A 14,774-nucleotide genomic window follows, 5' to 3' on the forward strand; every position below is an offset into this window, starting at 1 on the left:
CCTGCGGCTGGCCCGGGAACGGGCGGCGGAGGGAGGTATTTCCGGCGCCGACTCCACCCTTAGCAGGCTCCTCGCTCCGTGTGGGGGGGGCTTTCGGATGCAGGCCCAGTGAGGCATTAAAGGAGGATTCCCTTGACGGACGGCCTGCCAAAGGCACTCATAGCCCGAAGTGAGCGAAGCGAACCAAGAGGTGGCAATCTGCGGAGCCGCTTCCAATGGCGCGGAGCCTGATGGTGGTGGTGCCGAAGCGAAGCGGAGAGGGAAAGAACTTTCCTTAGGGCAACCGGACAGCCGGTATCTCGTTTTCACTTGCCATCGCAAAAAAACACAATAGCTCTGCGCCAAACTTTCTAAGATTTGAACATCAAGAGCCCCCACCCCCTAAGTTGCCTCCTTCTGGTAGCAGTCAGCACTTCAGCGCCCCGGCTGACCGCCTCGGATGAAATGACGCAGCCACTTCCCATAGTGCAGCAACAGGTCGTCAAATACCGGGATGGACGGGCGATTGTCATGCAGAGACTTGACCGTGCGCCGGTGATATCCAAGGCGGGGATTGCAGTGGCGCAGTCGAGTGGAGAAGAAACACCCCAACAGGAAGCGCCCGCCAAACCACACCATTTGTTGGCGATCTCCTGCACAGTCTATGACAACAAGCTTACCCTCGTACGCTGGCACTCCGCGAACAGGAGCTACAGCGCTTTTGTGAATATCGACTTCAACAATCTTGCCGGGATCGGGATGGCTGAATCTGAGGACGCGGTTTATTCTGTCATGCTCGCTGTTGGCAATGACACCTCCGAGAGTCTGAATGCCGCAAACGCCGAGTTGCTGGCAGCAGGAACCCCCGCCGCCAGCTTGATTCAGTTGCCTGCTGATTCAGCATTTCCTGCAGGAATAACGAGCTACGTCTTGACGGGTCCTTCTCCCGATGCTGCCCAAATTGATGCCGATTGTGCGGGACTAGAGACCCTCCTTGATCACTATGACAACAACCGACAGGCGCTCATCGCTGCACGCCAGCAGAGGGAGACTGAGCAATTGCAACGCGAACAGTTTTTGAAAGCAAATCCACCGCAACCGAAGGGCACCGTCATCAAGTTCTGGCCTGTCAAAAGCCAGCGATATCAGGTCGTTCCGCAGGAGGACGCGCCTTGAGAAAGACACTTCTTTCCGCACTATTGGGCTGGATCAGTACTGCAGCCCTATTCGGACAAAGTCCTGGAGACCTCAATTCCGGGGCTCAGCTCGTTCACGACCCTGACACCAACAGCTTCACCTTCTCATGGTGGGGTGAAGCAGGGAGGATCTACTACCTTCAGCAGTCGGAAGATCTGAAGAAGTGGGATTACTTGCCAGTCACTGAGATCGGCACCAGCAGCATCCTTTCCTGGGGATTCACCACCACGGCGGACCGGCTTTTCCTGCGCCTGAAGCACACAGAGCTCCAGGGAAACCCCATTGAAATGGACAGTGACGGTGACAGCATCCCCGACTCGGAGGAGATCCAGGACAACACAGATCCCTTTGACCAAGACACGGATGACGACGGATGGTACGATGATGAGGAGCAGAGGTCGAATACAAATCCCCGGGACGAAGAGGACAAGCCGGTCCTGAAACCGATGGAGGAATACGTCACCGTGGAATCAAGGTGGGTCAGCGCGAGCTGGACCCAATCAGGCGGAAACATGGCGTATGCTGCCTGGTCCTGGTCCTGGTACAGCGACGACCCTCCGGCAGGAAGCTGGATCCTCACCTCAAGCGGAGAATACCCTGTACTGCCGGTCATTGGGGGATACGCAACTTTCAGTGACGGGCGGGAGTTTCCGGAGATTAGCGACCTAGGCGAAGCCAAAGGCAAAATTACCGAGCTTTCCGAGACGGAAAACGGCTGGGGACCTTCGCTTGGGCCTTGGTCGGTGAGTTCAAGCTATTCTGAGGTCAGCCAGGGAAGCGATCCTGGTTATCCTACGGAGACTCCGAACTATCCTGACCTGGGATCGTCCTCCGCCCAATGGCTTGTCGACCCGTACAAAAGTTGGATTGGAGGATCGATAGAGCTACGTTTGGCGTGGACGCAGGATGCACCAAGACCTGAACGCCTGACGCAGGTCTCCGTTGCGCTTCAAAGCCAATCCATAGAAAACGGCGTCGACCAGCAGATTGGGGCGGTTGACCTTAACATTCAGCCCGGTGAGCCCTATTCGACGGCTGGCGGCAGCACTGGATATGGTGCAGTCCTTGCGTCTGCAGATGTAAGTGTTCCAGCTACCAGCACGGAGAAGAAGATCACCCGCTATGACATCGTTCCGTCAGAAGGCATGCGCGGCGTGATTGGCGATGTGGTCTATTCGGCAACTACTGGAAGCACCGTCAAACATTTTGTAACCCCGCAAAAGAACACCGAATTGCCTCAACCTGACGTAGAGCTTGAGGCGAAGGGTATTGATGCCGCCACATTCACGCAGAAATTTGACTGGGTGGGGGCAGTGGTGGGAGCAACTTCTAACAAGTGCAAAGTTGCGAGGGGCACGCCCGGAAGAACTATCGTCCAGATCAAGGAAAAGAGCAGCGGAGCGATTGTATGCCAACTGTATGTCTGGGTGGTATGGGTGGATATTATCATTACCAATGGCCCGGAAGAAATAGATGAGGCCCAAAATGGAGCGTTGCGGTCCTCATTCTATCGCGTATGGACCTACGATGGACATATCAAACCAGCGTCGATTTGCGACGTCAATTCCGAAATCCCTTACTTAAAGGGGAAGCCGGTATCCAAGGTGCCGGAAGAGCAACAAACTCACGCGTTGGATGGTTTGGTCAATGTCAGACCTGGCAGTAAATGGGACATGACTAGGCAATGGCGGACTCGCAGTTTTGCGAACATGCTTAGTGGCAGCGACGTAAACTTGCCGCCAGGAGGAACAATTTTTAAAGATTTCCCTCTCAAGGGAAACACTGTTGTGCATGTTACAGCAGCGGCAACGAACAGTTTAGGCTATCCGATGAATGCCTTAGAAGGCAACGACGACAGTCAGGAGCCGCCGCAAGATCCTTATTCAACCAATACACTGGCAAAGCTAGAGGACGATGATCGTATTCGTGCCTCGGTTAATACAAATGCCGGAACCGCAGGTGATATCTACAGTACCGACAGACATTTTCTAGAGTTTGCCAGGCTCGAAATCGCCGGGAAGTGGTATTGTGTGAGTGATTACAAACAACTTCGGTTCTCGGCTAAATTCAAAAAGCTGAATGAAGCTGCTGCAAACAGGGATATCAACCAGGATGGAGATATGTTCGACGAAATCTGGGCAAATGATGGTAGCGAGACACGACGAAACAACGACTTTTGGCCATGAGACTAATTATTCTAATTGTAGTTTTAACCCCCTTCCTCTCCTTGTGGGGATCTCAGAAGGACGAGGTGCTACGTCTCAGTATCTTGGTTGACGAATCATCATTGGAACAGCCCAATTCTGAGCATTCCACTGCATTGGCAAAGCTAGTCGTGGAGCTTATTTCGAATGGGACGCCGGAAGACATCAAGGCTACGCTAGCCTCGGTACGATTAGACAAGCCATCTGGTCAGATCATTGCCACGGAGTCCATCCTTGCATTCAGGGAAAGCGACAACGCCGAGAGGCTGGCCTCCGCAGTCACCGGCTCAGCGAACTGGTCGCGTTCGATTTCAGATGAGCTTCCGAGGGGCAAGACCACGATCGAAAGGTTTAGGCTTCGGGTTGGCCGCCAGCTATTGCGAAAATTGGAACTTGATGACAGCGACTCGGCTAGTCTGACTCTGCTCGTCAAAGATGTTTCCAAATGGCTGCAAATCACTCTCGAACAAGCGTCGAAACAATCAACACCAGAAAAGCTTGAACTTATCGAACGAGTAAAGGCGTCGATCACAGGCGTAGAGCAGATCGCCAAAGACGCAGGGCAACCGCAATCGCCCGTGAATGCAGGAGCGCAACCAGAAGAGCGTAGCAGTGGCATTGGTTCATCAAAATTGGGCTGGTGGGCGGTATTTACTGTCACCGCAGTCGGCATTATCTTGATACTCACGGCAATCGTCAGGAAAAAAGGAAAAAGGAACTCTTCGTGAAGTTGTGTGGGTTGACGCGTGATTTGATGCTGGGGTGAACCAGTGTCGTGGAATGGATATTCGCCAGCAGTGTGTCAGAGAACACTACGGGATCCTTCTTGGCATTGAGCAGGAGTGGGTGGTCGAGCTCGTGGAAGCTAACTCAGTAGCCAAATGCATCAGGCATGGGCGCAGTGGTGCGAAAGCAAAGCACTGATGTGCCCCAAGGGCATGCCACATGTACTGACTACAATCATCTGCCAGAGCGCAGGTGGAGACATCTGAACGCCTGCGGATTTCCTTATTCAATGAGGGCGAGGGTAGCGGTTGACGGGCACACTTGAGCAGCAGAAAAGTCTCAAGCTTGACTTGCTAGCAACCACCCTTATACCATCAATAGATGGGGACAATACTTTCGATCTTGTAGGACTATATCGTGAGAAGGCGATCCGACTGAGATCGAAAATATTCTACAGATCTGAATCCATTTGGACTCCTCTCAAGCGTTTGGGGAGCCCAAGCATCACATCAAAGCTCCACTCCCTTTCGCCCAGTGTCCTTACAGCCTGAAACGTCAATTCAGCCCCCTGAATCAAATATGAAGCGCTTGGTCAATCACGAAGTAGTGGGCTTTGTTCCGAAGCGACCTCGCGTCACCGAACAAATTGGTCAGGAGCACTATGAACAAATTCGCAGCAGCAAGAATCTGTGTGCGGCTGCGTTGCTCATTGAAGAGCGTTTTAAGCTTGTAATAGACAATTTCTGGGAATGGGAAGTCGAGATGTTGAAGCACGCTCAGACTAATCTTTGAGGTGGACCCCGGAAATCGGACCAGTGCTGAAGTTGGAGTTTTGGAGTTGGGCAGGGCTGGAGTAAACCAGAACCTGAAACTCGAAAATGAAAGCCAAACGTAGAAGACACGACCCCGAATTCAAGGCCCGAGTGGCGCTCGAAGCGCTCAAAGGCCTCAAGACCATTGCCGAGATTGCCAAGGAGTACGACATCCATCCTGTGCAGGTCTCTGACTGGAAGAAGACGCTCCAGGCTGGGATGGCCGGGGTCTTTGGTCAGGACCATGGCCGTGCCGACCAGGAGGAGCACGAGCGCGAACGGGCCCAGTTGCACTCCAAGATCGGGGAGCTGGCCGTGAAAGTGGACTTTCTGCAAAAAAAGTCCAAACAGCTCGGCATCTGGAACGACCTGCCGGGCTGGTCGAAAAAGAACACCCCGTTTTGAGCATGAGAAGCCAGTGTGAACTGCTGGGGGTGTGCCGCTCGATGCTAGCCTATGAGGCGGTGCCTGAGAGCGGTGAAGACCGCCGAATCATGAGGTTGCTTGATGAGCTCTACCTCAAGGATCCGTGCCTGGGGACCCGTCGCCTGGTGAAGGTGCTGGAGCGCGACCACGGCTTCAAGGCCAACCGCAAGCGCTTGCAGCGGCTGCGACGTCAGATGGGGCTGGAGGCCATCTACTGTCGTCCGCGCACGAGCCAGCCTGGAGACGGGCACCGCATTTATCCGTACTTGCTGCGGGAGATGGCCGTGGAGCGTCCCGACCAGGTGTGGTGCGCCGACATCACCTATGTGCCCATGGCGCGAGGCCACGCCTATCTGTGTGCAGTGATGGACTGGCACACGCGCAAAGTGCTGGGGTGGCAGGTGAGCAACACGATGGATGTGAACCTGTGTCTTGAGGCGCTGGAGATGGCGGTGAGGGAGACAGGGAGCAGGCCGGAGATCTTCAACACCGACCAGGGCAGCCAGTTTACCTGTGAGCAATGGACCGGGCGGATTGAAGAGCTGGGAGCGCGCATCAGCATGGACGGCAAAGGGCGGTGGATGGACAACGTGTTCATCGAACGGCTGTGGCGGAGCGTGAAGTACGAGGAAATCTACATACGCGAACATGGCACCATCCTTGAGCTTGAGCGGGGGCTGGCCCGGTGGTTTGAGCGCTACAACACATGGCGTCCCCACGAGGCCCTGGGCTACCAGACACCTGAGCAAGCCTACAAGGGCATTGCGAAGCTGCCTGCGACAGTGCCGAGGATGCCCATGGCTCTTGCCGCATGAACACACCAAGCGGCCTTCCAGAGCCCGCTTGGATGCCCCCCAGGGGCGGCGGTCCGACCGAAGGGGTTGTTGCACTTCAGGCTCTCCGCTTCGCTCCGAGCCTTTCGTTACACAACCCCATCGGTCGGAAGTGCAATGAGGAAGTTGACATCAAGACAGAACCAAACTAACCCAATGAACAGCCAGCCCACCATAGCTTAACTTCCAGCAACTCTGGCCGAAGAACGGGGTCCACCTCACTTCTATGGAGCGACCAAGGGCATGACGAGGCGATGGCGCAACGACTGGATCTTGATAGACGTTTGGTCAACTTGCTAAGTTCGTTCCGACTTTAAAACGATCAGACGGCGCGGAGCATGAGCGAATTTTTTGGTAAAAACAGCTTAGAAGCGGATTCTCTCAAACAATTCAAAGGTGAGCTATATGACCAAACTTTTGGTTACCGTGTAATTGAAGCTCTGCGAAATCATGTTCAGCACTGCGGGCTGCCAGTTCACACGATCACATACAATTTCAGCCGTGAACCTGCGAAAGACGCAGAATATATTAGACAAACGGTGGCACCTATGCTCAGCCACACCGAGCTTGCGCTGAATGGAGATTTTAAATCCAGTGTGTTGCAGGAGTTGCAAAAAAATTCGAAGGATTTAGATCTGAGAGTCCCGGTCAGGGAGTATATATCGTGCTTGATTTTGATTCACGGGAAAGTTCGTGAGTTGATTTCTGGTGTGGTCAATGATGCTCGCACCAAATACAATGCAGCCATTGAACAATTCACGATCATGAATGGCGAGCTTGTCGAGTTTGCGTGGTTCCAAATCTGCAATGAAATGGGAGAGAGACTTGAGAAATTCGACTTGGTTTCAGAATTCCTCACACTCTACGACAAACTGTACAAAAGAAATTCCGGAGTTCACGACCTGCGCAGGAAGTACGCTTCTGGCGCCACTCATAAACCACTCTGGGTATAGAGGGGCGGTGACGACAGCTTTCTTCGAGTGCGGAATGTCATGCGGACACGATAATCCGCTCCCTACGTCATAGCTCGACAGAAGGAATTGACCATGTGCTGACATCACTAGAACTCACATGTGTCGAATTTGCAGACACATGCAAATCGGGAGTGAAACTGCTGCGGCAGGCGTTGCGGCTGCTTCATGAGCCTCAGTTGAACCGTGCAAATCCTTGTAGTGATGGCGAGGTTCCGGATGAACGCGCGTTGGTGATAGAGTCGGGGCTTTGAACCATATTAGCTCCATTCTCGGGTGGTGTATTGTTGCGATATCGCAGGCTTTCAGCTGGAACGAGTTGGTGGGTTGCCAAATCCTGAAAACTGGTGGTAAAACCGGACATGCGATTTTTCACATGCTTCTTAAGTGGCTGGCTGCTGGCCGCGGTGTTGAGTGCGGCGGAGACGCCGGAGGATGACTTGCAAAGGGCCCAGGAGGAGATCGCGGCTGGCAAACCGCAGGATGCGGCACGCACTCTGGACCGGCTGATGAAACGCCCAGAGCTGAATGACGCGATGCGGGAGCGGGTGATCCGGGTGCAGATGGACGGGCACCTGTTGGAAGCGGCCGCGACCTCTGCGGAAAGATTGGTGAAGCGGTCGGGTCAATCGCCACCGAAGGTCGCGCACCAGAAACTTCTGGAGGAGGTGATGACGGCCCATGTGAAGGAGCTGGATCGCATACTGGCGATGAAGACCTGGGCGGATGTGGGGCAGAGTGAATACGATTTCTCCAGCAGCCTGCCCGGTGTGATGCGCCGTGCGATCAAGGTGGACCGGGCCAAGACGGAGGCGGTGCTCAAGCATGCTTATGCCCTGCTGAAACAGAGTCCAGAAGAACAGAACACCATCCAGGCGGGCAGTCGGGAAGGGCCTGCAAACCAGTATCTGATGAAGATGGGATGTGTGCCACAGCTCATGCGACAGGTGCTGGAACTGGCCGACGCTTCAGGGGTCTCGCGCACGACGGCATGGAGCTCCCAGTATTTCGCCCAGATGCAGGGGGAGGAGAAGATGAGAGACGTCGCGCATGCATTCAGCATCCTTCAGGGAACTCCCGTGGTGGCGGATGTGGGTGAGTTCAGAGACATCGCCTTGCGGGGATCTTCGTGGGAAACGGCGTTGGGCGAGATCGCCTCCTGGTTCCGCTGGGATCAGTACAGCGATCTAAAGAAGCAGGTGCTGACGGAGCTGGCCTCCCGCCAGCCCCGCACCTTTGGCTCTGAGCTCACCGGGTGCCTCATCGGTGATGAGGAGGACAACCGGATGATGACGGCTTTTCTCAAGCGGCGTCGCGAAGCCCTGGGCCGGCTGACGGATGAGGCCGCGAGCAATCTGCTCGCGCTGCTGGGTACGAGGTATTACGCCATCACTTCCCCGGTACCGCTTGATCCGGCGTTGAAAGAGCTGCTGAATCCGCTCCTGGAAGCAGAGACCTGGCATCTGGACTCTGTCCGGTTCACCTGGAGGGCGATGAAAGGGTTCGATGAACTTAAGCTTGATCCCCGTTCTGCGGCATTGGAGGCGCATCACAGCTTCCGGCGGCTGGCAGTCCGGGATCAGGGTCTGGCCCGGCAGTTTCTTGAGGATGGGTTGCGGCTCTTCCGGACCTTGCCGGGCAAAGAGGGGGAGAATGGGGCCAGGGAGCTGCTGCAGGAGGCGGCCAATGAGCCTGAGATGCTGGATGCAGTGCTGAAGCTCGCTGCACGCGAAGGCTTCACCCAGCAGGGAGACTGGCTTTCCACCACCTTGTTCCGGGCCTGGCGTCCCGGGGATCACGTGCCGCAGCCGCAGCGCCTGATCACGTTTTTGGAAGCGGCGGGCGTCCTGGGGAATGCCAGCGATTTTACCCGGTACTGGCGTGTGGATGAGCCGCATGACAAGGGCTTTGTGAAGCGCATCCTGAGCACCTTCGCAGGCCGCCCCAGCGCGGGGAAAGTCTTTCTGCCTGTGTTGATGGCCCAAAAGCCTCGCACGTTTGGCGCGGATGTGCTGCAAGCGTTGCTCAATCCGGTGTATGAGCGGAATCTGACCCAGGTGGTGGCGGAATACCGGACTGAGTTAGAAACGCTGCCTGCGGACCGTCAGGCGGAGCTGGCTCGCTTTTTGACCCTCTGGGTCAGAGATCTGGATGCTCTGGCTCTAGCGGCCCCCGGACTTGCTGCCGGGCTGAAGCTGCATCAGTCAGAGAAGAATGAATCGGCACAGAGCCTGGTGGATCGCATCCTCAATGCCGCGCAGATGAAGGAGCTCTTTGATGGCAGTTCGCCCCACGACATGGAGATGCGCTCTGGTACGGGGTTGCCGTCTGGCCGTTCCGGGGCCGTCATGATCAGGGCCGCAGAGGCCATCGCCGCCGTTCACGCCAAGGATCCCAAGCGGGCTGGGGAGGCTTTCCAGAAGCTGACCCAACTGGTCGAGAGCGGCGACAACATGAACCTGCCTGCCACCACGAAACTTCAAAGCGGCTCCGTGGGGGCGTGGCTGCTGGTCGCGGCGGATCACCCGCAACTCCTGCCGTGGGTGGTGCAAACCGCGAACCGTATCTCCGCCAATCCCGAGTTCATCTGGATGCAGCGGGTGGAGGAGCGCATGTTCCCGGCGGCAGGTTTCCTCGATCCCAAGGCCGCGGTGCGGGTGCTGGAGAAGTATCAGCTGCTGGTGCAGGCTGACCAGTTTTCCCCGCTGGTCTTTGCCCCGGGGCGGCATCAGGCAGAGATGGTGGTGCGGCGCATCCGTGCCTTGCCCCCGGAGACCCGCGCGGCGCTGGCGGTTGAACTTCAGAAACGGCAGCCTGCCACGTTCGGTGCGGACTTCTTCGCCTCGTTGTGCCAGAAAGACCTTGAGGGGGCCTGTGCCGTGTTGAATGGCAGGTCGGCGGACATCGAGCGGGTGGATGGCGGCAGGAAGCAGATGCTGCTGCTTTCCCTGAACAGCGTCTTTCCCGGCCTGCTCAAGGACAAGTTTGAGATGCCGCGCGAGGGAGCGCTGGGTCTGCTGCTGAAGCATGAGGATGAACTGGAGCTGAAGTATCTGGAGGCCTTGCGTGCCCGCACAGCTCCGGGTTCGATGTTGCAACCACTCCGGGGCGTCTCCTCTGTGACCGGCAGGGAGCTCCGCAGGCTGCTCGATGCGGGAGACCGGGCGACGGCGGAGTCCTTCTTTGAAATGGCTGTGATGAGTGGATCCTCCGCGTCCCACGCCGAGCCCCATCGCATGGCAGTGTTCGTGCTCAATCCGGTGCCGGCCTCCATCCGGGTGCAGACGTTGTTGCGCGACGGGCGCGCCCGGATGGCCGGCTTTGTGTGGCAGCGGCTGCATGCCGACACTACGGGGCAGCCCGGCGTTCCGGGTCCTTCCGTGGCCTCGCTGGCGGCAGACGGACTGCATGACTCCTGGCTGGATGCCGGGGGGTGGGCAGACGCGGCCGGGGCGGCCCGCAGCATGGTGGCGGAGTTTGCCTCCGGGTTCAAGGATGCACAGCCAGTGGCGGCGGCACCGGTGTTGGGTAGTTTCATGAATCTTGTGCCTGAGCCATCCCGGAAGGAGATTCTGGCGTGGGCGCTGGCAGACCCGGGAAGCGGGCCGGAGGGCGCGTTGATCCGCGAACTGGCGGTGGCGGGTGCCTTTCAGCAGGCCCTCCAGAATGGCGACAAGGCGGGCATGGCGCGCGGGTGGGCGCACTATGCGGGCAAGCTGGCGGAAGCCCCGCGCCAGCAGCTCGGCCTGGCCGTTTATTGGTGCCAGCAGGCTGCTCCCGGGCAGGTGCCTTCCTCGCTGGTCCTCCCGGCCACACGGACGGCGGTGGAGTGCTGGAAGCGGGGGCACTATCTGCCCGTGGCAGAGTTTGCCGTGATGTTTGAGGCTTTTGCCACTGCATCGGGCGGCGCAGAGTGGGAGGCGGTTGCGCAGGAATTTGCCACGGAGTGGAAGAGCCATGCGCGGAATGCCGTGAAGGGCCGGATCACTTCCATTCAGCCGGACTCCGTGCATGCCACGCTGGGCATCCTGGCAAGGCTGGGAGACACCGCGGCGCTGGACCTGTGTGAGCAGGTGAACAAGTCTCCCTACGCACAGGAATCCTGGCCCGTGGCGGTGCTGGCCGCGCGGGGTCAGCCAGCGCGTGCCGCCGCGCTGCTCAGTGCGGGGTGGCACCGCATCGCGCCCGTCAGCCCCAAGTTTGTGCGCGAGGTCCCGGCCAGCCCGCTGCCGGGCAAGGATGTTGTGGCCGCCTTCGCCAGGGCCTTCCAACCGGAGCAGAGTGAGTTGGCTTTGTTGGGCGAGTTCGCCTTGCTGCAAGACTCACGGCCCCGAGGTGAGCAGAGGCAGGACGCTGCGGCGGCAAAGCAATGGGATGACCTGATGGCAGACTTTGTGAATCGTGTTGCCGGGACTCCGGCGCAGGAGGCCTCCGTGCGCAGAACTCTGCTCGCCCTGATCTTGCGAACCAGCCCAAGGCACCTCGCGCGTCTGGCTCCGCAGATCGCCGGGCAGGCTGAGCTGGCCGTGCCGGGGCTGGAGAAGTACCGGCCAGACGCAGCGGAGGCCTGGCCGGTCGAGATCCTGGCCCTGCATGCCGCGGCACGGCTGCTGGACGGGGCTGAGACCTCGGTTGTTTCCCAGGACCTGCGGCTTGTCAGTGACATGTTGCGCGGATCCAGTGCTTCCACGAGCGCCTCGTCCCGGAGCCGGGCCTCCCTGCACTACTTGATGAGGCTGGTGGAGGCTTTGGCCCCCGCCTGGCCTGATTTGTCCAGCGAACGCCGGAATGCCGTGATGTTGGTCGTGGCGGAGAGCCTGCCCACCTCGTCTTCCGCTATCTCCTCCCCAGAACTTGAGTCACTGAAGTGGCTGGTAGATACCTGGAGGGAGGCTTCCGGACAGCCGCCGCTACAGACCGACGCCAAGCCTTCCACCGGCCGGTTTGCGACGCCTACGCTGATCCGGCTGAAGGAACTGGTGGCCCAGATGGGGGCGGAAGGGAAGTCCCGTCTGCCGGTGGATTTCCGGTTGAAGTGGACGCTTGCAGTGCTCAACCGGCCGGAAATGCAGGTCGATTTGACCCAGCCATCATCGTCACTGTCGGGGGTTCTCGCCTCGCTCTCCCTGATCAGTACCGAGGAGGCGGTGGCCGCTGCGGGCCAACTCGTTGACGGCTTGAACCAAGGTGGTCGCACCGGTTATGATCTCGCCGCCATGGCGTTCGCGACGGCAGGGGCGCAGAAGGCGCTGGAGATGATGGAACTGGCCGGGCGTGAGGCGCAGGGGCCTCCAGGCACCGCACCAGGCCAGACAGTGCCAAGCGGTGAGGCCATGCAGCTGCGCAAGGCTGCGCTGCTGATCAAGCTGGGGCGTGCTCAAGAAGCGCAGATCCTGTTGAACGGAGTGCCGGATACGTCCCCGGTGCCGGGCAAGAAGGGGCTCGTCAATCTGGTGGCCAAGGCACCGCCTTCTACGCCTGTGAAGTGAGCTATGACGGACCGCTGCCGGTGGGGAAGCCGCTTCCGGGCGTGAGTACCTCGCCGGGTTTGGGCTCGCCTGAGGGTTCTGTGGGAATGGCGGGTTTGCTCTCTCCGGGCTCAGGCAGGACGTTGTTGGGCTGGGGTGGCTCAGGAGGCGTTGGGGGCTTGCACTGGCACAGTGCCAACAAGGAGGTGGCGATCACCGCGGAAAGGAGCTGGGTCTTCATGAAGCAGGACGGGGTTCTCTGAGAGATCGTCTTGCCCTGGCTGGGTGGTTCCCTTCCCCATCCATCAGCCCAGCAATGGGGCCAGCACAAACCAGAGCATGAAGGCGAGGGCGCGGAACAGCAATCCGTCGATGCGCCCGGCATGCGGACGCGCCAGATAGTCCAGCAGGCCGCGGGAAAGCCAGCCGGCATGCAACACCAGGGGCAGCGTGAGCCACCAGCCGCTGAAAGGGATGAGGGCCAGGTGCAGCAGGGTGGCGGTCACGGTCATGGCCAGGGCCACCTTGGTCACCGTGCGTCTGCCGAGGCGGACGGCCAGCGTATTCTTGGCCACCGCAACGTCTGCCTCCAGATCCGGCAAACCTGCCAGCAGGATGGCCGGCAGCACGGCAAAGAACAGGGGGGCGGAGAGTGCCCAGGGGATCAGGTTGGTCATCGAACCCGCCTGCGAGGCGTAGCCAATGAGGAGCACAATCACACTGTGGGTGAGGGCCACGGTGAGTTCTCCCAGCCCTCTCGAAGCGAGGCGGAGCGGGGGGGCGCTGTAGCTGAGGCCCAGACCAAGTGCGAGGCCCAGCAACAGTGCGAGCGGACCGCCCTGGGCCGGGCCGGCAAAACAGAGTGCTGCCATGGTCGCGAGCAACACGCCGAGCGCGAGATTCCGGCCGCGCAGCAGTCGCGGGATGCTCATGCGGCCCTCTACCAGCACGCGGGAGCCGCCGGTGAAGGGGCCGTGGTGTTTATTCCTCGAATCCGTGGGCAGGTCGTGCCACTCGTTGGTGAGCACGGAGATGAACTGGGCCATGGCCACCCCCAGCAGGGCAAGCAGCAACGAGCCCCAGTGCAGAGGGGCGGCGTTGAGCTTCGTTGCGGTCAGGGCACCGAGCACCACTGCCAGCGCGGGGAGGAGTTGGAAGTGGAGCCGGGCAATGTCTGTCCAGGCTCTCAGGGCGGGGCGCCAGCCCGTGCGGTGCCAGGCTTCAGCTTCACGTCCACATTGGGCGGACTCATCCAGCCAGCGGGACCGGGTGGCCGGAGTGCTGCCGCGTACGGGGGCCATCAGGATGATGCGAGGGTGCTTGATGCCGCAGAAGCCCAGGGTGGCATCCCGCACAGCCCGCACTGCCGGGGCTCCCAATACGGTGCGGAACACCCATTGTGGGGTGTCCATGGTCATCAAAAGATCAGCAGTGCGTCCGCCTAAAAGACCCTCCCAACCGCCCTCCTCCCGCTCCCGGAAGGCAAACTCCGGCCGGAAGACACGATCCAGAAATCCCTTGAGCAGCGCGGGTACAGAGCCCCACCACACCGGGGATACGATCACGAGATGATCCGCGTCGAGAATCTCCTGCTGCACTGCCTCCAAGGCTGGCTCGAGGGGTTGGCCCCGTTCATTGGGGTCAAACTCCAGCTCATGCAGCCGGATCATTTTCACAGGGTGTCCGGCGGCAAGCGCAGCGTCGGCGTAGGCCTCAGCGATTCCTTCACACAGGCTGCCGTCGCGGGGGTGGCCGCAGATGACGGCCATCCGCATCTTCTCCACCGTGGGAGGGAAAGCCAGCGGCTCGGCGGTGGCAAAGAGGAGATTGGGCTCAGAGAGTTCTGGAGGGGGCTCGGGGGCCAGTGGCGTGTTGAAGGGAGTGGGCAGTTCTCCCTGATCTGTCGCCTCCTCTTCATCAAGGGTGAAGATGCTGGTCGTTTTCAGCATCTCCTCCTCTGGCGCGACGCCAAGCGACGCTTCGCCCACCTCCGCAGCCACTTCGGCGGCTTCCGCTTCATCAGCTCCCGCCAGACGGGGGATGCGGATTTTAATGGGTGGGCTGTCGTCGGTCGCCTCGCTCATGCCTGGGAAGCTATTCTTCGAGGCTTGGGCCAGTTTCGACCTTCACGAACTCCTCCGGGGAATCCAACGGCTTG

The 14,774-nt window shown here is 59.1% G+C and carries 9 protein-coding genes; 7 read left to right on the plus strand and 2 right to left on the minus strand.

Annotated elements, in window-relative coordinates; translation table 11 throughout:
* Nucleotides 1-444 precede the first annotated feature (444 nt).
* From VSP_RS04205 to VSP_RS04245, 7 genes are all read left to right on the plus strand, one after another.
* Nucleotides 445-1,155: a hypothetical protein gene (locus tag VSP_RS04205; RefSeq protein WP_029190164.1), complete on the plus strand. Its 711-nt coding sequence runs from the start codon at nt 445-447 to the stop codon at nt 1,153-1,155.
* On the plus strand, nt 1,152-3,362 hold the full coding sequence (locus VSP_RS04210; RefSeq protein WP_157210729.1) for a hypothetical protein: 2,211 nt from the start codon (nt 1,152-1,154) through the stop codon (nt 3,360-3,362). The genes VSP_RS04205 and VSP_RS04210 overlap by 4 nt, the downstream gene beginning before the upstream one ends.
* A complete protein-coding gene (locus VSP_RS04215) occupies nt 3,359-4,108 on the plus strand; it encodes a hypothetical protein (RefSeq protein WP_009958977.1) in 750 nt (249 codons plus the stop codon). Before VSP_RS04210 ends, VSP_RS04215 begins: the two co-directional genes overlap by 4 nt.
* A gap of 577 nt (nt 4,109-4,685) precedes the next feature.
* Nucleotides 4,686-4,898 carry a hypothetical protein gene (locus VSP_RS41910; RefSeq protein WP_009958978.1) on the plus strand — a complete coding sequence of 71 codons (213 nt, stop codon included), beginning with the start codon at nt 4,686-4,688 and terminating at the stop codon, nt 4,896-4,898.
* An 86-nt stretch (nt 4,899-4,984) separates the two neighbouring features.
* A protein-coding gene (locus tag VSP_RS33830; RefSeq protein WP_086010718.1) for an IS3-like element ISVsp13 family transposase occupies nt 4,985-6,159 on the plus strand; the annotation gives its coding sequence in 2 pieces (ribosomal slippage) (nt 4,985-5,261 and nt 5,261-6,159; 1,176 coding nt in all).
* 356 nt (nt 6,160-6,515) lie between these two features.
* Nucleotides 6,516-7,130 carry a hypothetical protein gene (locus VSP_RS04240; RefSeq protein WP_009958982.1) on the plus strand — a complete coding sequence of 205 codons (615 nt, stop codon included), beginning with the start codon at nt 6,516-6,518 and terminating at the stop codon, nt 7,128-7,130.
* A 380-nt stretch (nt 7,131-7,510) separates the two neighbouring features.
* Nucleotides 7,511-12,637 carry a hypothetical protein gene (locus VSP_RS04245; RefSeq protein ID WP_009958984.1) on the plus strand — a complete coding sequence of 1,709 codons (5,127 nt, stop codon included), beginning with the start codon at nt 7,511-7,513 and terminating at the stop codon, nt 12,635-12,637.
* Nucleotide 12,638: 1 nt separating this feature from the next.
* Here VSP_RS04245 and VSP_RS04250 read toward each other — a convergent pair whose 3' ends face one another.
* Both VSP_RS04250 and VSP_RS04255 read right to left on the minus strand, forming a co-directional pair.
* Complete coding sequence (locus VSP_RS04250; protein ID WP_009958985.1) at nt 12,639-12,857, minus strand: hypothetical protein; 219 nt, start codon at nt 12,855-12,857, stop codon at nt 12,639-12,641.
* Between the two features lie 64 nt (nt 12,858-12,921).
* The gene (locus VSP_RS04255) at nt 12,922-14,700 is read right to left on the minus strand and encodes an NAD(P)H-dependent oxidoreductase (protein WP_009958986.1); all 1,779 of its coding nucleotides are present in this window, start codon (nt 14,698-14,700) and stop codon (nt 12,922-12,924) included.
* Between the last annotated feature and the right edge of the window lie 74 nt (nt 14,701-14,774).

This window comes from Verrucomicrobium spinosum DSM 4136 = JCM 18804, from assembly GCF_000172155.1.
GTDB lineage: Bacteria > Verrucomicrobiota > Verrucomicrobiia > Verrucomicrobiales > Verrucomicrobiaceae > Verrucomicrobium > Verrucomicrobium spinosum.

Excerpts from the sequence above, each read along its gene's own strand:
- VSP_RS04205 (WP_029190164.1), top strand. The coding sequence starts at position 445 with ATGACGCAGCCACTTCCCATAGTGCAGCAACAGGTCGTCAAATACCGG.
- VSP_RS04215 (WP_009958977.1), top strand. The coding sequence starts at position 3,359 with ATGAGACTAATTATTCTAATTGTAGTTTTAACCCCCTTCCTCTCCTTG.
- VSP_RS41910 (WP_009958978.1), top strand. The coding sequence starts at position 4,686 with ATGAAGCGCTTGGTCAATCACGAAGTAGTGGGCTTTGTTCCGAAGCGA.
- VSP_RS04240 (WP_009958982.1), top strand. The coding sequence starts at position 6,516 with ATGAGCGAATTTTTTGGTAAAAACAGCTTAGAAGCGGATTCTCTCAAA.
- VSP_RS04245 (WP_009958984.1), top strand. The coding sequence starts at position 7,511 with ATGCGATTTTTCACATGCTTCTTAAGTGGCTGGCTGCTGGCCGCGGTG.
- VSP_RS04250 (WP_009958985.1), bottom strand. The coding sequence starts at position 12,857 with ATGAAGACCCAGCTCCTTTCCGCGGTGATCGCCACCTCCTTGTTGGCA.
- VSP_RS04255 (WP_009958986.1), bottom strand. The coding sequence starts at position 14,700 with ATGAGCGAGGCGACCGACGACAGCCCACCCATTAAAATCCGCATCCCC.